The organism is Lysobacter sp. GQ73 (assembly GCF_059758755.1).
This window is the reverse complement of record NZ_JCAXEE010000007.1, coordinates 77,994-97,052: the sequence shown is the minus strand read 5'-3', so window position 1 is coordinate 97,052 and position 19,059 is coordinate 77,994. Positions and strand designations below refer to the sequence as shown.

Sequence of the window (19,059 nt, the reverse complement as noted above, 5' to 3'; positions counted from 1 at the left end):
CCTTGGTTTGGCGTCGCCGAGCACTCGCGAAGACTCGAGCCCCTCACATCGTATGCGTCGGCCGCTCCGAATTGAGCGTCCCCGCCAGCAACGCCTCGATCTTGCCCTTGACCGCATCGCCCTCGGCGGTCTCGGCGAACTGGATGCCGATACCCGCGGCGCGATGGCCCTGGGCGCCGGTCGGGGTCACCCAGACCACCTTGCCGGCGACCGGCATGCGTTCGCCAGACTCGGGCAGGGTCAACAACAAAAAGACTTCGTCGCCGAGGAAATAACGCTTGGGCGTGGCGACGAAAATGCCGCCGAACTTCAGGAACGGCATGTAGGCGCTGTACAGCGCCGCCTTGTCCTTGATCGTCAACGACAGGATGCCCTGCCGCGCTGCGCCTGCCGTTGCATTCATGCCTTGCTTCCTCCTGCGGCGCGACGGCCTTCGTCGCCGCGCCACGCCATCAACAATTCGATCACGGCCAGATCGGCGCGGACCGTGGTCCGCAACAGGTCGCGGGTGCGGTTGGCCCGATCGAACCAAGCGGCAAGACTGCGCGCGCGGGCGGGGTCGGTCAAGCCGTTGCCGGCCTCTGCGAGCGCGATGTCGGACGCGTGTCGCAGACGCAGCACCGCTTGTTCGTCGCCGACCCAGCGCTGCGCGACTTCCTGCGCCGAGGTCTCGCCGCGGCCGAGCTTGGCCAGGTCGGCGGCGACTTCGCGGCGCAGCTTGAGGCCGTCGCCGGTCAGCCACTCGTGGGCCAGGCCGGGATGGCCGCGCGCGGCGTCGAAGGCCTCGCGCGCGGCGGCCTCGCTGTGCCCCTGCGCTTTCAGCCAGGCCAGCGATTCGTCCTGCGGCGGCAGGCGGAATTCCAGGCGCTGGCAGCGGCTGCGGATGGTCGCCGGCAGCCGCGCCGGATGCGCGCTGACCAGCCACAGATAGCGCCCGGGCACCGGCTCTTCCAGGGTCTTGAGCAAGGCGTTGCAGGCGGCGGTGTTGATGGCGTCGGCGGGGTCGAGCAGGATGATCTGGGCGCCGCCGTATTGCGGGGTCAGCGCGAGGCGCTCGGACAGATTGCGGATCTGCTCGATGACGATCTCGGTGCGCAGCCGGGTGCCTTCCTTGTTCGGGATGAAGCTGACGAACTGGTAGTCGGGATGGGTGCCCGCCGCCAGCAGCAGGCAGCTGCGGCAGCGGCCGCAGGGCTCGCCATCGGCATCGCGCTCGCGGCACAGCAGGCCGTGAGCGAGGCGTTCGGCGACGGCGCGCTTGCCGAGCTGGGCCGGGCCGCAGAACAGCAGGCCGTGGCCGAGGCGGCCGGCGTCGATCGAAGTCTTGGCCTGGTCGTAGATGCGGCGCTGCCAAGGCGCGAATGCCGCGACGCTCATGCTCATGGTGCGGCCTCGAACGCCGGCGCCGCCGCGATGGTACGGCGCAGATGCTCCACCGCCTGGGCGGCGACCGCGTCGGCCGGCTGGCCGGCGTCGATCACGGCGAAGCGCGCGGGTTCGGCGGCGGCTCGATCGCGATAAGCCTGGCGCACGCGCTCGAAGAAATCGTTGCGCTCGCTCTCGATGCGGTCGGAGGCGCCGCGGCCGCGCACGCGCTGCAGGCCGATCTCGACCGGCACGTCGAGCAGCAGGGTCAGGGCCGGACGAATGCCGACCACGCGCCGTTCCAGTTCGGCGATGAAAGCCGGGTCGAGCCCGCGCCCTCCGCCCTGGTAGGCATAACTGGCGTCGGTGAAGCGATCGCTGACCACCCAGGCGCCGCGCTCGAGCGCGGGCAGGATCGCTGTGCCGACATGCTGCGCGCGCGCGGCGAAGGCGAGCAATAGTTCGGTCGCCGGCGCCGCGGGTTCGTGGTGGGTATCGAGCATCAGGCCGCGGATCTGTTCGGCCAGCGGGGTGCCGCCGGGCTCGCGCGTGTACACCGCCTCGATGCCGGCGGCCTCGAAGGCGCCGCGCAGGGCCGCGAGCACGGTCGACTTGCCCGCGCCCTCGCCGCCCTCGAGGGTGACGAAACGCGCTTGCGTGCGCAGGCTCATCGCGCGCTCCCGGGCGCCGGCGCCTGCCCGGCGTCTTCCTGGCGCGCTTCCTCGAGCACGGCCTTGCCTTCCTCGGGCTGGTCGTTGCGGCGCTGCTGGCGATAGCGCTGCAGGTACAGGCGTACGTTGGCCTGGTGCTCGGCATAGGTCGCGGCGAACAGGCTGCCGCCGCTGCCGTCGCCGGACGCGACGAAGAACAGAGCGTCGCCCGGCGCCGGGTTGGCGGCGGCCTTGAGCGCGCCGACGCCCGGCATCGCGATCGGCGTCGGCGGCAGGCCGGCGCGGGTGTAGGTGTTGTAGGGCGTATCGGTGAGCAGGTCGCGCTTGCGGATGTTGCCGTCGTAGCTCGCGCCGAGGCCGTAGATCACGGTCGGATCGGTTTCGAGCTTCATGCCGAGCTTGAGCCGGCGCTCGAACAGGCCGGCGATCTGCGGCCGCTCCGAAGCGATCCCGGTTTCCTTCTCGACGATCGAGGCCATGATCAGCAGTTCGGCCGGCGTCTTCAGCACGCTGTCCTTGTCGCGGCCCTTCCAGGCCTCGGCGACGGCGCGATCCATCGCCTCGTAGGCGCGCTTGAGCACGTCGAGATCGCTGTCGCCGCCGGTGTAGAGGTAGGTCTCGGGCAGGAAGCGCCCTTCCGGATGCTGGCCGGGGTGGCCGATCGCCTTCATCAGCGCGGCATCGTCGAGTTGCGCGGCGTCCTGCTTGAGCAAGGCGGCACGCGCCAGCGCGGCGCGCACATCGCGCATGTTCCAGCCTTCGACGATGGTGAAACGGTGACTGATGACCTTGCCGTCGCGCATCGCGAGCAGCAGCTCGCGCGGCGTGGTGCCGGGTTCCAGCGCGTACTCGCCGACCTGCAGGCGCCCGGCGGCGCCGAGCTGCTTGGCCAGCAGGCGCCATTCGAAGGCCTGGCCTTCGACGACCCCGGCCTGGCGCAGCTTGCGTACCACCACCGGCAAGGAATCGCCGCGCTCGACCACCAGGCTTTCGCCTTTCTCCAGCCCGCTCATCGGCGAGGCAGCGAAGCCGTCGTAGCGCTGCCACAGCCAGGCGCCGGCAGCGCCCAGGGCGGCCACCAGCAGCAGGATCACGATCAGGCAACCGCAGCCGCGCTTGCGTTTGTTTTCAGCCACGAAACCTCCGTTGTTCGATCCGACCCGCCGCGCGCCGCCGCGACCGCGCGGCCGCGGAGGCGGCGGCTCAGTCCTGGGACGGAACGAAGGCGGGATGCGTCGCGCCGAGCCGGTGCCGCAACCCGGCGATGGCCGGATGCGGCGCCCAATGCCGCTCGCCGAGCCGCGCCACGGGCAGGATACCGCGCACGGCGTTGCACAGGAAAACCGCATCGGCGCACAGCAGGTCGTCGGCGTTCAGGCACTGCACCCGGACCTCGGCCAGTTCCATCACCGCCTGCCGGCACACGCCGGCGACGCCGCTGCGGTCCACCGGCGGGGTCAGCCAGGCGTCGCCCTGCAACACGAAGACGTTGGCCGCGGTGGCGCCGATCAGCTCCTCGTCGAGGTTGCGCAACAACCCCTCGTGGACCCCCGGGTCGTCCCATTCGGCGCGCGCCAGCACCTGCTCCAGGCGATTGCAGTGCTTCAGCCCGGCCAGCGCCGGCTGCACGCCCAGGCGCAGCTCGCACCAGCGCAGGCTCAGCCCTTCCGGCGGCGACGGCGGCGGCAGGGCATGGCGCGACAGCGACCAGGCCGGCCTCGGCTGCGCTGGCGCCGCGTAACCGCGCCCGCCTTCGCCACGGCTGAGGATCAGCTTGAGCACCGCGTCGTCGCCGGCCAACAGTTGCCCCGCTTCGTCCAGGACTTGCCGCTCCTCGGGCAGGGCCAGGCCCAGTCGCGCCGCGCCACGGCGCAGCCGGGCCCAGTGCCGGTCCCACCAGGGCAGCTCGCCGCGATGCGCACGCAGGGTTTCGAACAGGCCGTCGCCGTAAGCCAGGCCGCGGTCGAACGGCGACGGCGCGTCGACGCGCTGGTTGCCGCGGAACAGGCGGACCTCGGTCATGGCGGGAGCGGCACTGGTCATGGCGGCATCCTACCCGCTCGCGTCGCGGAGGCAGGGCTGCGGCGATCGCAGGACTGCGGTTACACAAGCGGCGCGCAGCGCGATCGAGGGCTGGGGCCGCCGCGGATTCGCGATGCACCGGAAAACGAAGGCCCGCGACCACCGAAGTCGTCGCGGGCCCCGGCTTGCATCGCGGCGATCAGATGCGCTTGAACACCAGCGTGCCGTTGGTGCCGCCGAAGCCGAAGCCGTTCGACACGGCGATGTCGACCTTGGCGTCGCGGGCGGTGTTGGGCACGTAATCCAGGTCGCAACCCTCGCCCGGCTCGTCGAGATTGATCGTCGGCGGGATGATGTTGTGATGCAGGGCGAGCACCGAGAAGATCGCTTCGGCGCCGCCGGCCGCGCCGAGCAGGTGGCCGGTCATCGACTTGGTCGAGCTGACCATGGTCTTGTAGGCGTGGTCGCCGAGCGCGCGCTTGATCGCCAGGGTCTCGGCCAGGTCGCCGAGCGGCGTCGAGGTGCCGTGGGCGTTGAGGTAACCGACCTGGTCCGGGTTGATGCCGGCGTCCTTGAACGCGGCGGCCATGCAGCGCGCCGGGCCCTCGCCGTTCTCGCTCGGCGCGGTCATGTGGAAGGCATCCGAGCTGGCGCCGAAACCGGCCAGTTCGCAGTAGATGCGCGCGCCGCGCGCCTTGGCGCGTTCGTATTCCTCCAGCACCAGGATGCCGGCGCCGTCGCCGAGGACGAAGCCGTCGCGGTCCTTGTCCCACGGCCGCGAGGCGTGGATCGGATCGTCGTTGCGGGTCGACATCGCCTTCATCGAGCAGAAGCCGCCGACCGAGGTCGGCGAGGAACCGCGTTCGGCGCCGCCGGCGAGGATCACGTCGGCGTCGCCGTACTGGATCATGCGCATCGCCATGCCGATCGAATGGTTCGAAGTCGCGCAGGCCGATACCGCGGAGAAGTTCGGGCCCTTGATGCCGGTCAGCAGCGAGACCTGGCCGGGCAGCATGTTGATGATGGTGCTGGGCACGTAGAACGGCGAGATCTTGCGCGGGCCGCCTTCGTGGTACTTGATGGTCTGCTCTTCGATGCCGAGCAGCCCGCCGATGCCCGAGCCGATCAGCGCGCCGATGCGCTCGGCGTTGGAATCGTCGACGACGATGCCGGCGTCTTCCAGCGCCATGAACGACGCGGCGACCCCGTAATGGATGAACTCCTCCATCTTCTTCGCGTCCTTCGGCCCCACCCACTTGGTGATGTCGAAGTCGCGCACCTCGCCGGCGATGCGGGTGGTGAACAAGGCGGGATCGAAATGAGTGATCGGGCCGATGCCCGAGCGGCCGTTGACGATGCCGTCCCAACTGCTGGCGACGTCGTTGCCGAGCGGGGAAACGAGACCGAGGCCGGTGACGACCACACGGCGGTTGAAGGAACGGTTGGACATGCAACGCTACCTCTGTGGAATCCGTCTTCGGACCTACGCCGGCGTATCGACCGGCCTGAAAAGCACGGGGCCGCAATGCGGCCCCGAGTTGTCACCTGATTCGCGTACTGCACGCATGCCGCAGGCGCCAAGGCACGTGCGGCATGCCTCAGGCGCCTTACGACTTGACGTGCGCCTTGACGTAATCGATCGCCTGCTGCACCGAGGTGATCTTCTCGGCTTCTTCGTCCGGAATCTCGCACTCGAACTCTTCTTCGAGCGCCATCACCAGCTCGACGGTGTCGAGCGAATCAGCGCCGAGATCGTCGACGAACGAAGCGTTGTTGGTGACTTCTTCTTCCTTGACGCCAAGCTGTTCGACCACGATTTTCTTGACGCGTTCTTCGATGCTGCTCATGGATGCTGCTCCTCCCGTGAGGGGTTTTTCGATGGAATAGTCTAATGGAATCGGGAGGTTTCGCGAGGGCCGCCGGCCTTTCGACGAAACTCCTTTGGGTTCAATCGCTTACAGCCTACGCCAAAGGCTCAGGGCATGTACATGCCGCCATTGACGTGCAGTGTTTCGCCGGTGATGTAGGCCGCGCCGGGGCCGGCCAGGAACGCCACCGCACGGGCGATGTCGGCCGGTTCGCCGAAGCGGCCCAGCGCGATCTGTCCGAGCATGCCCTGCTTCGCGTCTTCGGGCAGCTCGCGGGTCATGTCGGTGTCGATGAAACCGGGGGCGACCACGTTCACGGTGATCCCGCGGCTACCGATCTCGCGCGCCATGGACTTGCTGAACGCGATGATCCCGGCCTTGGCCGCGGCGTAGTTGGCCTGGCCGGCGTTGCCGGTCACCCCGATCACCGAGGCGATATTGATGATGCGGCCCTTGCGCGCCTTCATCATCGAGCGCATCACCGCCTTGCTGGTGCGGAACACGCTGGTGAGGTTGGTGTCGAGGATCGCCTGCCAGTCCTCGTCCTTCATGCGCATCAGCAGGTTGTCGCGGGTGATGCCGGCGTTGTTGACCAGGATCGAGATCGCGCCGATCTCCTTGGACACGCCGTCGATCAGGGCCTCGATCGAAGCGGCGTCGGCGACGTCGACGACGCGTCCGTGGCCGCCGCGGGGGGCCAGGCGCGCGGCGATGGCCTGGGCACCGGCTTCGCTGGTGGCGGTGCCGACGACGGTGGCGCCCTGGGCGGCCAGTTCGTCGGCGATGGCCGCGCCGATGCCGCGGCTGGCGCCGGTGACCAGGGCGATTTCGCCCGAAAGCGGGGACGTGCTCATGCTTGCTTCACTCCGTATTGCCGCTGGCTCGTGGGGTGCTGGCGGGTGGGTTGCGGCGCATCCGACGCGGCCGTGTCGTCGCACGGCCCCGCCGCTCGCGCTCGCACCGCGATTTTGCGCGGCCAAGCCTACAGGCTGGGGTCGGGCTTGAGTAGCGCGAATCGGTGACAGCCGGGACGCGATCCGGGCTCAGCGCCAGTCCGCCAGGGCGGTCGCGAAATCCGCCGGGGTGCCGATCGCGCGGCCGTCGAGGGACTTGTCGATGCGCTTGACCAGGCCGGTCAGGACCTTGCCGGGTCCGCATTCGGCGATGCGGGCCACGCCGCGCGCGGCCAGCGCCTGCACGCAACCGGTCCAACGCACCGGCAGGTAGAGCTGCTGCACCAGGGCGTCGCGGATCGCATCGATGCCTTCGTGGACCTGCGCATCGACGTTCTGCACCACCGGCAGCGACGGCGCCTGCCATTGAATGCCGGTCATCGCCTCGGCGAGGCGATTGGCGGCCTCGCGCATCAGCGGCGTATGCGAAGGCACACTGACCGCGAGCTTGACCGCCTTGCGAACGCCGGCTTCGGCCAGGCGCGTGAGCGCCTTGTCGACCGCGTCGGCGTGACCGCCGATGACGATCTGACCCGGCGAGTTGTAATTGGCCGGCACCACGACCTGGGCGCCCGACACCGCCGCGCAGATCTCTTCGATCAAAGCGTCTTCGGCCCCGAGCACCGCGGCCATCGCACCGGTGCCGGCGGGTGCGGCGTCCTGCATGAACTGCCCGCGCAGACGCACCAGGTGAGCGCCGTCGCGCAGCGACAGGGCGCCGGCGGCGACCAGCGCGCTGTATTCGCCGAGGCTGTGCCCGGCCAGTACCGCCGGCTGCGCCCCGCCCTGCGCCTGCCATACCCGCCACACCGCCACGCCCGCGGCCAACAGCGCCGGCTGGGTGTATTCGGTGCGGTTGAGCATCTCCTCCGGGCCGGCCTGGCTCATCGCCCAAAGGTCGACGTCGGCGCCCTCGCTGGCCTCGGCGAAGGTCTCGCGGACCTGCGCATGCAGTTCCGACAACTCGGCGAGCATGCCGAGCGATTGCGAGCCCTGGCCCGGGAAGACGAAAGAAAGTTGCTGATCGGTCACGCGTGCTGCCGGATCGGTAAGGATGCGGAATGATACGGGCGAACCGTCGGGATCGTCTGTACTCGGCGGTACGGCGTCACATCGCGTCGCAGGAGGGTGCGATCCACGAGGACGCGGCGGCGCCACACGGAGGTGGCCTGCCCGATTGCGAATTGCGTCGCTCCTGCCACCTGACGGGCTGCCGTTGGTGTCGGCGCGAGATTGAGGCGCGCGGTCGCGGCTTGCGTCGCTCCTACCCCTGACGGATTGCTGTCGGCATCGGCGGGAGATCGGGGCTTGCTGTCGCGACTTACGCCGCTCCTCCAGGTGGGATTCGCGCGTTGCATTGCGTTGCAGGCCTGCGTGCGGACTTGGCTTTTGTAAGAGCGACGTGAGTCGCGACCGCGGGATGCGCAGAGATGACGAGGCTATCGTCGTTCGTAGAAGCGGCGCGCTTTCGCCAGGGGTAGGAGCGGCGCAAGCCGCGACATCGTCGCAACGGTCTTGCGGCGTCGCTATCCAGCAAGATCAAGATCAAACCCAAAGCTTCCGCCACTAAAGCGGCGGGTTACTTTCTTTTGTCATAAGCAACAAAAGAAAGGTAACCAAAGAAAAATGCTTTGTTTTGGATCACAGGCCCGCGCGAGCGGCGCATGCGCAGGGATTTTTCATACGGGACATCCCTGTCCCGATGAAAAACGGCGCGCATCCCTGCGCGCCGCCCTTTGGGTCTTCCGTTGCCTTCGCGAGTGCGATGCGGCGCACGGCCAAATCCAGCATCGGACCGCCGCACCGCCCCCCCTTGAAGCGCGGGGCCGCCGCCCCTGTAGGAGCGACGTGAGTCGCGACCGCGGGACGCGCAGAGATGACGAGGCCGTCGTCGTCCGTAGAAGCGGCGCGCTTTCGCCAGGGGTAGGAGCGGCGCAAGCCGCGACATCGCCGCGACGGGCTCACGGCGCATCGTTCAGGACCTTGAGTCCTCTGCCGCCTTCGCTAGTGCGTATCTGCGCACGGCAAAGGCGACGCCATCGGCATCGGCCAACGCGACGGCATCGAAATTGCCGCGCCAACTCGCGACTGCGCGGTCGCGGCACACCGCGCCTGCGGTGCGGGGAATTACGAAAACCCGACCCCGGAAACACGAAGGCCGGCCTACGACAACGTCGTGGCCGGCCTTGTAGACGCGGAAGCGCCGAAGGCTCAGTAGCGCAGCAGCGCCGAGCCCCAGGTGAAACCGCCGCCGAAGGCTTCGAGCAGCAGCAGTTGACCGCGCTGCACCTTGCCCGAACGCACCGCTTCGTCGAGCGCCAGCGGCACCGAACCCGAGGAGGTGTTGCCGTGACGGTCGACGGTCACGATCACTCGATCCATCGGCATGTCCAGGCGCTTGGCCGTGGCTTCGATGATGCGCAGGTTGGCCTGGTGCGGGATCAGCCAATCGATTTCGTGGCGATCCAGGCCGTTGGCTTCGAGGGTCTCCTCGACCACCGAGTCCAGCGCCTTGACCGCGTACTTGAACACTTCGTTGCCGGTCATCAGCACCTTGACCCCGGCGTTGTGCTCTTCGGGCTTGAAGCCGACCGAAACGCCCACCGGGTTCCACAGCAGCTCCTTCTTGCCGCCATCGGCGTGCATGTGGGTGCTGAGGATGCCGGTCTCGCGGTCGGCCTTGAGCACCACCGCGCCGGCGCCGTCGCCGAACAACACGCAGGTCGCGCGGTCGTTCCAGTCGAGCATGCGGGTCAGAGTTTCCGAGCCGACCACCAGCACGGTCTTGGCCGCGCCCGACTGCACGAACTTGTCGGCGATGGTGAGCGCGTAAACGAAACCCGAGCAAGCGGCATTGACGTCGAACGCCGCGCAGCCGTTGGCGCCGAGACGGTGCTGCAACAGGCAGGCGGTGGACGGGAAGATGAGATCCGGCGTGGTCGTGCCGACCACGATCAGGTCGATCTCCTGGGCCGACACGCCGGCGGCTTCGAGCGCGCGCACCGAGGCGTGGTAGGCCAGGTCGCAGGTCGTCTCGCCTTCGGCGGCGATATGCCGCTCGCGGATGCCGGTGCGGCTGACGATCCATTCGTCGCTGGTGTCGACCTGCTTGGCCAGGTCCTGGTTGGTCAGCACCTTTTCCGGCAGGTAGCTGCCGGTACCCGCGATGCGGGCGTAAATCCGATCTGTCATCACCACTCCGCGGCGTTGCCGTATACGTACCGGAGGACCGATGACGCTCCGAACGCCGCGATAGCGTCATGGAACGCAGGCCGCCGGAAGCTGCTTCTTAGAAGCGATGCTTCTTGGAAGCGATGCGCCTCCCAGAAGCAAGGACCGCCAGCACGGGCTGGCGGTAGAACGATAGCGCGATGTCCGCCGGCGTGCCGCCCGCGGCAGCGCGCGCCTTCATCCAGGCGCGCGGCGCAGCATGCGGACGGAGATTATTCTTCGTCGGCGATGCGGGTCTTGGTCTCGATCACCTTCTTGCCGCGGTAGTAGCCGTCGGCGGTGACGTGGTGGCGGATGTGGGTCTCGCCGGTGGTCGGGTCGGTGGCCAGCTGCTTGCTGGTCAGCGCGTCGTGGGCGCGGCGCTGGCCGCGGCGGGACGGGGAAACGCGGGACTTCTGGACAGCCATGGTCTTGCTCCGGAAAAGCGGTGGAAACCTGAGGTGGATAGCGTCAGCCCGATTAGCAGGAGCGGCTTGCGATTCGCCTGCAGGTCGGAGTGGATCTGAATCGTGGTGCTAATGGTGAAGCCGGGTCTTGCTCAATTCTTTTTCAGCGCCGACAGCGAGGCAAACGGGTTCGCGCTGTCGAGCTCTTCCTGCGGGGCCGGCCAGTCGCGCTCGACCGACTCGCTGCCGGGCGCGATCGGCACCACCGGCACGGCGAGGATCAGCTCGTCCTCGACCAGCTCGGAGGCGCGCAACATGCCGTCTTCGGGCATCAGCAGCGGCTCGTAGCCGGGCGGCAGCGCGGCTTCGTCCGCCTCTTCGCGGATCAGGCCGAGCCGTTGGACCATCTGCACCGGCAGCAGGAAACGCTCCAGGGTGCGCTGGCACAACAGCGGCAACTGCGTGTCGATCTTCAGCTCGACGTACGGCACCTGCAGTTCGTCGGTGTCGAAATCCAGGGAAAACCGGACTTCGCCCTCGGTATCGAGCAGGCTGCCCTGCAACCGGGTCAGCGCCGACAACGGCAAACGACCTTCCACGCCGCGCCGTGCCGCCACCAGGCGCCAGGCATCCAGAACTTCGGGCACCCGCCCAGATGGCACATCGGCTGACATAAGCCGCGGAATGTTAGAGACCGAGCCCCCTGCTGTCAAACCGTAAGCCCAGGCCGGCGCAGGGATTTGCCGTCGGCCGGCCCGGGCGTGCAGACTGCCGGCCCCGCCCGTGCGCCGAGCCCGACCTTGACCACCCTCCTGCTGCTGAGCCTGGCCGCACTGGCGGCCCTGGCGGTTTCGCTGGGCCTGCGCTATTTCCCGTCCCGGCGCGAGCGCGCGGTACGCGAGCTGCTGGACGCCGCCGACGCCCTGGAAGCCAGGCTGCGCCTGGCCCGGGCCGAAATCGAGGCGGTCGCGGGCGACGAGGGCCGCGACCCGGTCGCCGCCGCGATGCGCGAGATGCTGCGCCAGCGCCTGTGGCTGCGCGACCACGGCCGCCAGGCCAGCGTCGCCCAGTTGGCCGAGGTCAGGGCCTCGATCGACGAGGCCCGCAGCCGGATCGAGCAACAGCTGAACCAGATCGAACAGGCGCGCGCGTCGCAGGCCTGAACAGGGCGATTCATTGCTGCGGCCTAAGCCCGAGGCTGCCCGCCCCAATCCGACCGTTCCCTTCCTTCCCCGGGTCCTCCGATGTCGCCGCCACTGATCCTGGCCTCCACCTCCGTCTATCGTCGCGAATTGCTGACCCGGCTCGGCCTGAGCTTCGACTGCGCCCGTCCCGAGACCGACGAGACCCCGCAGCCCGGCGAGACCCCGCTCGCCCTGGCCGGCCGCCTCGCGGTCGCCAAGGCCGCCGCGGTCGCCGCCTTGCAGCCCGGGGCCTGGGTGATCGGCTCGGACCAGGTCGCCGAGTTCGACGGCCGCCCGATCGGCAAGCCGGGCGGTCGCGACGGCGCCCTCGCCCAGCTCCGGGCGATGTCCGGCCGCGAAGTGCGCTTCCTGACCGGGTTGTGCCTGCTGCGCCACGGCGAGGCGCCGAAAACCGCGCTCGATGTGACTACGGTGCGCTTCCGCGAACTGAGCGCGGAGGAGATCGGGCGCTACGTCGACGCCGAGCAACCCTACGACTGCGCCGGCAGCTTCAAGTCCGAAGGCCTCGGCATCGCCCTGTTCGAGGCGATCGAATCGCAGGACCCGACCGCACTCATAGGGCTGCCGCTGATCGCCACCGCGCGGCTGTTGCGCGAAGCGGGCTATCGGCTGCCCTGAGGGCGCCGCGCTTGCCGGGCGCGATCCGCGAACGCGCCGGCCGCGATGAACGACCGGCGCCCGAAAGACCGGCGCCGGCTCAGTAACGCACTTCGATCGGCTGCTCGGCCCAATCCTCGACGCTGCCGTCGCGCCCGTGCAGGCGCAGGCCCAGCCAATGCCGGCCGGGCGGTTCGGCATCCAGCCGGACCCTGGCGTCGAACCCGACCCGCGGATGCTGCGGATCGTTCGACCCGTCCCAGTACTCGCGCACACCGGGCAATTCGCGGCCGTAGCTCGCCTGGGCCACGACCCGGCCGTCGAGCATGATCTCCACGCGCGCCAGGCCGACGCCGTCCTTGAACGCCCAACCGCTGACGTCGAACTCGCGGCCGACCTTGCGTCCCGGCGACGGCGCGTCCAGCCAGGCCATCGCCGGCGTCGTGCACGCGCCTTCGCGCGCGGCGCCGTCGAGGGCGAACAAGGCGAAACGCTGGCGGCCGTGATCGATGTTGAGCATCTGCGGCGGCGGCAACGGCCCGGCCATCTCGCACAGCCGGTGATAACGGCGCAACAGGTTCTTGTATTCGACCTCGGTGGCGCCGACCACCAGCAGCACCGGCGTGGCGCCCCAGTCGGCGCGCCCCGCGCTTTGCAGGCCCCACAACCGCAACTGCGGCGCGCGCCCGTGCTTGTGGTTGATCGGGTGGTCGAGCACCGGAATACGCGGATCGCCCAGCGCGAAGCCGAGTTCGGCGCCGACCTTGAAATTGTCGGCGACGATGCGCGTGCCCGGCGGCATCGAGCGCTGGCGTTGCCGCACCGCGTCGGCGAGTTCGTTCCAGCCGGCGAAGTTCGACGGATACCACTTCTCGCCGGCGCTGCGCGCGCGCAGGCTGGGCATCGATACCACCAGGTAGTAACCGAGTATCGCCAGCAGCCCAGCACCGGCGGTGGCCGCGGTCAATCGCCGCGCCCACTGCGGCCAACGCGCCAGCACGCCCGGCAGCAACGGCAGCAAGGCCATGAAACCGGGCAAGGGCCAGTGGAAACTCACCCGCTCGGTGTCGGCGAAGAAGCCCAACACGAAGAAGCCCAGCACGATCAGGCTGCCGAACAAGGCGAAGTAACGCACGATCGGCGAGGCCGCACGCGCGCCGCGCGCGCCCGCGACGCTCAGCGCGATCAACAACGGCGGCGTGACCAGCAAGGCCTGGATCGCGAGGAACCACAGGCCTTCGCCGTGAAACGACCAGGGATGCCGGTCCACCAGTTGGAAACGCAGGCCGGCATCGGCGTTGTCCATGTTCCAGGCGACCAACGGTGCCCAGGCCGAGGCGCCGATCGCCGCGGCGATCAGCACGCGCACGTCGCGCAGAGCGCGGCGGCCTTCGGGCAGGCACAGCAGCACCACGCCGCCGACCGCGATCACCGCGATGAAACGGTAGTGACTCAAGGCCCCAAGGGCTAGGCCGGCGGCCAGCTCGACCGCGGCCCGCGCATCGACCTCGCGCAGCAGACGCGCGCCGGCGTCCAGGCACAGCAAGGTCGCCAGGGCCATCATCGCGTCGGGCAGCGCCAGCAGGCCCAGGCTGCCCGACAGCGGCAGCAACACACCGAAACAACCGGCCACCCAGCCTTGGCGTTCGCCGAATTCGCGCGCGGTGATCCGCGCGAGCAACCATGGCACCAACGCCGACATCGCCAGGAACGGCGCGCGCAACGCCCACAGACGGTCGCCGCCGAGTTCGACGCCCAACCGCGCCAGCCACGCGGTCAGGCCGGGCAGATCGGAATAGGCGGCGGCCAGATGCCGGCCTTCCTGCCAGTAGAACGCCTCGTCGACGAACAGCGGCAACCGCGCCGCCACGCCGAGCTTGAGCAACAGCACCGCCGCCCACAGCGCCCAGAACAGGCGCCGTATCGGCTGGGCTTCATCCTGATCCCGCATCGGCACGCGACCTCGCTACACTCTGGACGGGGTTGGACACACGGCGGCGTCGCCGGTTCATTCGCGACGCGCGCACGACATGCGGCTACAGGCCGCAAGCGGCGAACCGAACCGGCTCGCCGCGGTTTGTTGACGCCGATCCCAGATACTCCGAACGCTTTCGAGACCGCTGCTGCAAAAACGGGGTTCGCACGCGATGATGCGAACCGCGCTCGCCGCGCCGACTCCGGCGCGATCCGCGCTCGTGCGACGCCTGCGGCCGCGAAGGCCGGCGGCGGACACGACGCTACAGACACAGGACGGATGCACGATGACGGCAGGCAAGATCACAGCGGCAGGCACGACGGCGGTCCACAACGCGACCATCCTAACCGATGCCCTGCGCCTGGCTCTCGAGCAAGCGCAGGCCCAGGTCAATGCCCTGGTGCTCGGCAAAGCGCAGGCGGTGCGCCTGGCCTTCGTCGCGTTGCTCTCCGACGGCCATCTGCTGATCGAGGATCTGCCCGGGCTCGGCAAGACCACGCTCGCGCATGCCCTGGCCGCGACGCTCGGCCTGGAATTCCAGCGCGTACAGTTCACCTCCGACCTGTTGCCGGCCGACGTGGTCGGCGTGTCGGTGTTCGACCCGCAGTCGCGCCAGTTCCAGTTCCACCCCGGCCCGGTGTTCACCCAGGTCCTGCTCGCCGACGAAATCAATCGCGCGCCGCCGCGCACTCAAAGCGCGCTGCTCGAGGCGATGGCCGAACACCAGGTCACCGTCGACGGCCGCACCCATCCGCTGCCCGACCCGTTCTTCGTCATCGCCACCCAGAACCCGGTCGACCTGTCGGGCACCTATCCCCTGCCGGATTCGCAGCTCGACCGCTTCCTGCTGCGCCTGCAGCTCGGCTATCCCGACGAAGCCGCCGAACGCGACCTGCTCGCCGGCGCCGATCGCCGCAACCTGATCGCCCAGACCAGGCCGATACTGAACACCGACGACGTGTTGGCGATCCGGCGCGCGGTCGACGCGGTCTACGTCGGCGAGAGCCTGATCCATTACGTGCAGGCCCTGCTCGCGCGCAGCCGCAAGCACCCCGGCGTGCGCGTCGGCCTGTCGCCGCGCGCCGGCCTGGCCTTGCTGCGCGCCGCGCGCGCTTACGCGCTGCTGCTGGGCCGCGCTCACGTCGTGCCCGAGGACGTGCAGGCGCTGTTCGCCGCGGTCGCCTCGCACCGCCTGGTCGCCGAAGCCGACGCCGCGCCCGATATCGCCAAGTCCATCCTCTACGCCGTGGCGGTGGATTGAACGCGGCGATGGCGGCGAGGCAAGCGCAGGACGATCTCGATCACGGCCCGGCCCGGCCCGCTGCGCGGCGCTGGGCCGCCTTGCGCGCACGAATGATGTCGCTGACCCGGCCGCGCCGGCCCGAACCGCTGCCGACGCGCTTCGACCGCCGCCGCATCTACGTGCTGCCGACCGGTTTCGGCCTGTTCTACGGGGCTCTGCTCGCGACCATGACCCTGGGCGCGCTGAACTACAACAACAACCCGGCCTTCCTGCTCGCCCTGTTGCTCGGCGGCGCCGGGCTCGCCAGCCTGATCGCGGCGCAACTGCAATTGGCGGGCCTGAGCATCGTCGCGGTCGACGCCGAACCGGTGCCGGCCGGCCTGCCGCTGACCGTGCGCGTGCATGTGCGCGCCGCGCCCGATCGCGTGCGCCGCGGCCTGCGCGTCGACGACCACGGTGCGCTCGGCATCGCGGCCGCGGTGCTCGATCTCGACCAGGGCGCCGGCGAAGCCGAACTGCGCGTGGCCACCGAGCGGCGCGGTTGGCTCGACCTGCCGCGCCTGCGCATCTCGACCACGCGGCCGCTCGGGCTGGCCCGCGCCTGGGCGCATGTCTGGCCGGAAGCGCCGTTACTGGTCTATCCGACCCCGGAAGCGCACGGCCCGCCGCTGCCGGTCGGCGGCGGCGACCAGGCGGTGACCCGGCTGCACCCCAGCGGCGACGACGTCCATCACTTGCGCGCCTACCGCTTCGGCGATGCGCGCCGGGCGATCGCCTGGAAGCATTCGGCGCGCCGCGACACCCTGCTGGTGCGCGAATACGAACAACCGCTCGGCGCCGACGTCGAGCTCGAATGGCATCGCCTGACCGGCCTCGGCCAGGAGGCGCGGATCTCGCGCCTGGCGCGCTGGGTCGACGAGGCCGAACGCGACGGCTGCCGTTATCGCCTGAGCCTGCCGAACCAGCCCTCGCTCGGTCCCGGCACCGGCCCGGCGCATCGCCACGCCTGCCTGCGCGCCTTGGCGCTGATGCCGCATGGCTAAGCCCGCCGCGCCGGCGCTCGAGCCGACCACCCGCCGCTGGGCCTTGCTCGCCGGCGCCAGTTGCCTGCTGCCGCTGCTGTTGCAACTGCCGCCGCAGATCGCCATGGTGATCGCCGCGGCAGGCATCGGCATCGGTGTGTTGTCGTGGCGCCGCCCTTTGCCGAGCGCCCTGCGCCTGGTGCTGCTGTTGGCGCTGATCGGCACCGTGCTGCTGATGACCGGCTTCGCCCTCGGCCGCGACACCGGCTGCGCCCTGCTCGCGGCGATGTTCGCGCTGAAGCCCGCGGAAACGCATACCTTGCGCGACGCGCGCAGCCTGATCGGCTTCGCCCTGTTCGGGCCGTTCGCGACCTTCCTGCTCGACCAGGGGCCGCTGTCGCTGACCCTGGGCCTGGCCGCGGCGATGTTCGCCCTGTCCACCCTGCAACGCCTGGCCGAAATCGAATCGCGGCCGCAGCCCTCGCGCGCGGTCGAGCCGGCGCAAACCCATTGGCAGCGGCTGTTGGCGATCGGCCGCCTGGTCGCGATCGGCCTGCCGCTGGCGCTCGCGGTGTTCTGGTTGTTCCCGCGCTTGAGCTCGCCGCTGTGGGGCGTGCCCGAGCGCGCCCTCGCCCGCCCCGGCCTGTCGGACCGGATGAGCCCGGGCGAAATGGTCGACCTGATGAACGACGAAACCGTGACCCTGCGGGCACGCTTTCGCGGCGCCGCGCCGCCGACCTCGCAGATGTACTGGCGCGGGCCGGTGCTGTGGAATTTCGACGGCCGCGAATGGACCCAGCCGCGCTGGTTCCAGGGGCTGCCGGCGGCGCCGATGCGCGCGGGCCGCACCAATTGGGATTACGAACTCGAAGTCGAACCCACCGATACGCGCCAGTTCGTCTCGCTGGATCTGCCGCGCGAAGCGCCGCCCGGCTCGCGCCTGTCGATCGATCACGGCATCTACGCCGACCGCGCGCTGACGTCGCTAAGTCGCTGGCGGCTGCAATCGGCGCCGCCGGCGTCGTACGAGCCGCAATTGCGCGAAACCCTGCGCCGCGCGGCGCTGTCGCTGCCGAGCGGTTACAACCCGCGCACCCTCGCCCTGGCGCGCCGCTGGCGCGCCGAGGCCGGGCACAACGATGCGGTCATCGTCGACCGCGCCCTGGCGATGATCCGCCGCGAGTTCGTCTACACCCTGGCCACGCCTTTGCTCGGCCGGCATTCGGTCGACGAGTTCCTGTTCGACCACAAGGCCGGGTTCTGCGAACACTTCAGTTCCTCGTTCGTGGTGCTGATGCGCGCGGCCGGCATTCCGGCGCGGGTGGTCACCGGCTACGCCGGCGGCTACTTCAACCCGGTCGGCAATTACTGGCTGGTACGCCGCTCCGATGCCCATGCCTGGGCCGAGGTCTGGCTGCAGGGGCGCGGCTGGGTGCGGGTGGACCCGACCGCCGCGGTCGCGCCCGAACGCATCTACGACACCCTCGCCGACCGCCGCCCCGGCGCCGGCGGGCTGTTCGGCGGCATCGCCGGGGCGACCCCGCTGTTCAACCTCAGCGACTGGCTGCGCCGCGGCTGGAACGATTTCGTGCTCGGTTTCGACGCCAGCCGCCAGCAGCGCATGCTGCAGCCCCTCGGCGTCGACCACCTCGACAGCGGCCGGCTGATCGCCCTGTTCGTGCTGTTCGCCAGCGTCACCCTGCTGTGGATGGTCTGGCTCAGCAGCCGCGGCGAACGCGAGCGCGACCCGGTCCTGCGCGCCTGGCACCGCCTGTCGCGCCGCTATCGCCGCCTCGGCCTGGCGCGCGAACCGCACGAGCCGGCCCTGGCCTGGGCTGAACGTGTGGCCAAGGCCCGGCCGGATCTGGGCGAAAGCCTGCTCCGGCTCAGCCAACATTTCAGCGATTGGCGGTACGCTGGTGGCCAACCTGGGCGGCGCGAGGCCCGAGAACTGCGCAACGAACTGGTCCGGGCGCTACGCGCACACCGCCCCGGCCCCACTGGAGAACGTCGATGAAGCTCCGACTTGCCTTACTCGCTGCCGGCGTCGCGCTGATCAGCGCCTGCGCCTCGCAGCCCAAACCCCTGCAGGGGGCATTCACGGCCCTGACCCCGTCCGATGCCGCGGCCCAGGACAGCACCGGCGCGGTAGTGCGCTGGGGCGGCCGCATCGTCAACGTCGAACCGCAGGCCAACCGCACCTGTTTCGAGATGATCTCGACCCGGCTCGGCGATTCCGGCCGGCCGTACTGGGCCACCGACGACACCGGCGGCCGCTTCATCGCCTGCCGCGCCGGTTTCTACGACCCGGCCCTGTTCGAGCGCAACCGCGAAGTGACCTTCACCGGCCGCATCTCCGGTTACGAGTCGCGCCGCATCGGCGAATATGACTACCGCTTCCCGAAGCTCGATGCCGACGTGGTTTACCTGTGGCCGGTGCGCGAGCGCGTCGACGTGATCGAACGTCCGGCGCCGTGGCCGTGGTGGGGTTGGTGGTAAGGCCTCGCGGGCTCCTCCCGCG

19 protein-coding genes are annotated in these 19,059 nt (G+C 69.8%); 6 read left to right on the top strand and 13 right to left on the bottom strand.

The window, feature by feature from the left end; genetic code table 11:
• Positions 1 to 43 precede the first annotated feature (43 nt).
• The 12 genes from AC6CH2_RS18420 to AC6CH2_RS18365 form a co-directional block, all read right to left on the bottom strand.
• The gene (locus AC6CH2_RS18420) at positions 44 to 403 is read right to left on the bottom strand and encodes a PilZ domain-containing protein (protein ID WP_498270453.1); all 360 of its coding nucleotides are present in this window, start codon (positions 401 to 403) and stop codon (positions 44 to 46) included.
• Entirely contained in the window at positions 400 to 1,377 is a 978-nt protein-coding gene (locus AC6CH2_RS18415) for a DNA polymerase III subunit delta' (protein ID WP_498270585.1), read from the bottom strand. Before AC6CH2_RS18415 ends, AC6CH2_RS18420 begins: the two co-directional genes overlap by 4 nt.
• A 2-nt stretch (positions 1,378 to 1,379) precedes the next feature.
• Entirely contained in the window at positions 1,380 to 2,036 is a 657-nt protein-coding gene (tmk, locus tag AC6CH2_RS18410) for a dTMP kinase (protein ID WP_435396176.1), read from the bottom strand.
• Positions 2,033 to 3,172, bottom strand: a complete 1,140-nt coding sequence (gene mltG / locus AC6CH2_RS18405; protein WP_498270452.1) for an endolytic transglycosylase MltG — start codon at positions 3,170 to 3,172, stop codon at positions 2,033 to 2,035. The genes tmk and mltG overlap by 4 nt, the downstream gene beginning before the upstream one ends.
• Positions 3,173 to 3,239: 67 nt before the next feature.
• Complete coding sequence (gene pabC / locus AC6CH2_RS18400; protein WP_498270451.1) at positions 3,240 to 4,079, bottom strand: aminodeoxychorismate lyase; 840 nt, start codon at positions 4,077 to 4,079, stop codon at positions 3,240 to 3,242.
• Between the two features lie 178 nt (positions 4,080 to 4,257).
• The gene (gene fabF, locus AC6CH2_RS18395) at positions 4,258 to 5,508 is read right to left on the bottom strand and encodes a beta-ketoacyl-ACP synthase II (protein ID WP_031373653.1); all 1,251 of its coding nucleotides are present in this window, start codon (positions 5,506 to 5,508) and stop codon (positions 4,258 to 4,260) included.
• A gap of 157 nt (positions 5,509 to 5,665) precedes the next feature.
• Complete coding sequence (gene acpP, locus AC6CH2_RS18390) at positions 5,666 to 5,905, bottom strand: acyl carrier protein (protein WP_031373652.1); 240 nt, start codon at positions 5,903 to 5,905, stop codon at positions 5,666 to 5,668.
• Between the two features lie 128 nt (positions 5,906 to 6,033).
• Complete coding sequence (gene fabG, locus AC6CH2_RS18385; RefSeq protein ID WP_498270450.1) at positions 6,034 to 6,780, bottom strand: 3-oxoacyl-ACP reductase FabG; 747 nt, start codon at positions 6,778 to 6,780, stop codon at positions 6,034 to 6,036.
• A gap of 189 nt (positions 6,781 to 6,969) precedes the next feature.
• Positions 6,970 to 7,911, bottom strand: coding sequence for an ACP S-malonyltransferase (gene fabD / locus AC6CH2_RS18380; protein ID WP_498270449.1), 942 nt, complete (start codon positions 7,909 to 7,911; stop codon positions 6,970 to 6,972).
• Positions 7,912 to 9,090: 1,179 nt separating this feature from the next.
• The gene (locus AC6CH2_RS18375; protein WP_435396169.1) at positions 9,091 to 10,071 is read right to left on the bottom strand and encodes a beta-ketoacyl-ACP synthase III; all 981 of its coding nucleotides are present in this window, start codon (positions 10,069 to 10,071) and stop codon (positions 9,091 to 9,093) included.
• A 251-nt stretch (positions 10,072 to 10,322) separates the two neighbouring features.
• Entirely contained in the window at positions 10,323 to 10,517 is a 195-nt protein-coding gene (gene rpmF, locus AC6CH2_RS18370; RefSeq protein WP_031373696.1) for a 50S ribosomal protein L32, read from the bottom strand.
• 131 nt (positions 10,518 to 10,648) lie between these two features.
• On the bottom strand, positions 10,649 to 11,170 hold the full coding sequence (locus tag AC6CH2_RS18365; protein ID WP_435396168.1) for a YceD family protein: 522 nt from the start codon (positions 11,168 to 11,170) through the stop codon (positions 10,649 to 10,651).
• A 126-nt stretch (positions 11,171 to 11,296) separates the two neighbouring features.
• Here AC6CH2_RS18365 and AC6CH2_RS18360 point away from each other — a divergent pair, with 126 nt between their 5' ends.
• Positions 11,297 to 11,659: a hypothetical protein gene (locus AC6CH2_RS18360; protein WP_498270448.1), complete on the top strand. Its 363-nt coding sequence runs from the start codon at positions 11,297 to 11,299 to the stop codon at positions 11,657 to 11,659.
• Between the two features lie 81 nt (positions 11,660 to 11,740).
• Entirely contained in the window at positions 11,741 to 12,319 is a 579-nt protein-coding gene (locus tag AC6CH2_RS18355; RefSeq protein WP_498270447.1) for a Maf family protein, read from the top strand.
• A gap of 79 nt (positions 12,320 to 12,398) precedes the next feature.
• Here the strand turns inward: AC6CH2_RS18355 and AC6CH2_RS18350 are convergent, their stop codons facing one another.
• On the bottom strand, positions 12,399 to 14,249 hold the full coding sequence (locus AC6CH2_RS18350) for an ArnT family glycosyltransferase (protein ID WP_498270446.1): 1,851 nt from the start codon (positions 14,247 to 14,249) through the stop codon (positions 12,399 to 12,401).
• A gap of 310 nt (positions 14,250 to 14,559) precedes the next feature.
• Between AC6CH2_RS18350 and AC6CH2_RS18345 the strand changes: the two genes are divergently transcribed.
• The 4 genes from AC6CH2_RS18345 (at position 14,560) to AC6CH2_RS18330 (ending at position 19,037) form a co-directional block, all read left to right on the top strand.
• Positions 14,560 to 15,534, top strand: coding sequence for an AAA family ATPase (locus AC6CH2_RS18345; RefSeq protein ID WP_435396164.1), 975 nt, complete (start codon positions 14,560 to 14,562; stop codon positions 15,532 to 15,534).
• 92 nt (positions 15,535 to 15,626) lie between these two features.
• Positions 15,627 to 16,559 (top strand): DUF58 domain-containing protein, encoded by a 933-nt coding sequence (locus AC6CH2_RS18340; protein ID WP_498270584.1) that lies wholly within the window; start codon positions 15,627 to 15,629, stop codon positions 16,557 to 16,559.
• Positions 16,552 to 18,555 carry a transglutaminase TgpA family protein gene (locus AC6CH2_RS18335; protein ID WP_498270445.1) on the top strand — a complete coding sequence of 668 codons (2,004 nt, stop codon included), beginning with the start codon at positions 16,552 to 16,554 and terminating at the stop codon, positions 18,553 to 18,555. Before AC6CH2_RS18340 ends, AC6CH2_RS18335 begins: the two co-directional genes overlap by 8 nt.
• Positions 18,552 to 19,037 (top strand): Slp family lipoprotein, encoded by a 486-nt coding sequence (locus AC6CH2_RS18330; RefSeq protein ID WP_435396162.1) that lies wholly within the window; start codon positions 18,552 to 18,554, stop codon positions 19,035 to 19,037. Before AC6CH2_RS18335 ends, AC6CH2_RS18330 begins: the two co-directional genes overlap by 4 nt.
• Positions 19,038 to 19,059 lie beyond the last annotated feature (22 nt).

Coding starts and splice junctions, on each gene's coding strand:
- AC6CH2_RS18420 (WP_498270453.1), bottom strand. CDS start 403: ATGAATGCAACGGCAGGCGCAGCGCGGCAGGGCATCCTGTCGTTGACG.
- AC6CH2_RS18365 (WP_435396168.1), bottom strand. CDS start 11,170: ATGTCAGCCGATGTGCCATCTGGGCGGGTGCCCGAAGTTCTGGATGCC.
- AC6CH2_RS18335 (WP_498270445.1), top strand. CDS start 16,552: ATGGCTAAGCCCGCCGCGCCGGCGCTCGAGCCGACCACCCGCCGCTGG.
- AC6CH2_RS18330 (WP_435396162.1), top strand. CDS start 18,552: ATGAAGCTCCGACTTGCCTTACTCGCTGCCGGCGTCGCGCTGATCAGC.
- AC6CH2_RS18340 (WP_498270584.1), top strand. CDS start 15,627: ATGATGTCGCTGACCCGGCCGCGCCGGCCCGAACCGCTGCCGACGCGC.
- tmk (WP_435396176.1), bottom strand. CDS start 2,036: ATGAGCCTGCGCACGCAAGCGCGTTTCGTCACCCTCGAGGGCGGCGAG.
- acpP (WP_031373652.1), bottom strand. CDS start 5,905: ATGAGCAGCATCGAAGAACGCGTCAAGAAAATCGTGGTCGAACAGCTT.
- AC6CH2_RS18355 (WP_498270447.1), top strand. CDS start 11,741: ATGTCGCCGCCACTGATCCTGGCCTCCACCTCCGTCTATCGTCGCGAA.
- fabG (WP_498270450.1), bottom strand. CDS start 6,780: ATGAGCACGTCCCCGCTTTCGGGCGAAATCGCCCTGGTCACCGGCGCC.
- rpmF (WP_031373696.1), bottom strand. CDS start 10,517: ATGGCTGTCCAGAAGTCCCGCGTTTCCCCGTCCCGCCGCGGCCAGCGC.
- AC6CH2_RS18375 (WP_435396169.1), bottom strand. CDS start 10,071: ATGACAGATCGGATTTACGCCCGCATCGCGGGTACCGGCAGCTACCTG.
- AC6CH2_RS18350 (WP_498270446.1), bottom strand. CDS start 14,249: ATGCGGGATCAGGATGAAGCCCAGCCGATACGGCGCCTGTTCTGGGCG.
- fabF (WP_031373653.1), bottom strand. CDS start 5,508: ATGTCCAACCGTTCCTTCAACCGCCGTGTGGTCGTCACCGGCCTCGGT.
- AC6CH2_RS18345 (WP_435396164.1), top strand. CDS start 14,560: ATGACGGCAGGCAAGATCACAGCGGCAGGCACGACGGCGGTCCACAAC.
- AC6CH2_RS18415 (WP_498270585.1), bottom strand. CDS start 1,377: ATGAGCGTCGCGGCATTCGCGCCTTGGCAGCGCCGCATCTACGACCAG.
- pabC (WP_498270451.1), bottom strand. CDS start 4,079: ATGACCAGTGCCGCTCCCGCCATGACCGAGGTCCGCCTGTTCCGCGGC.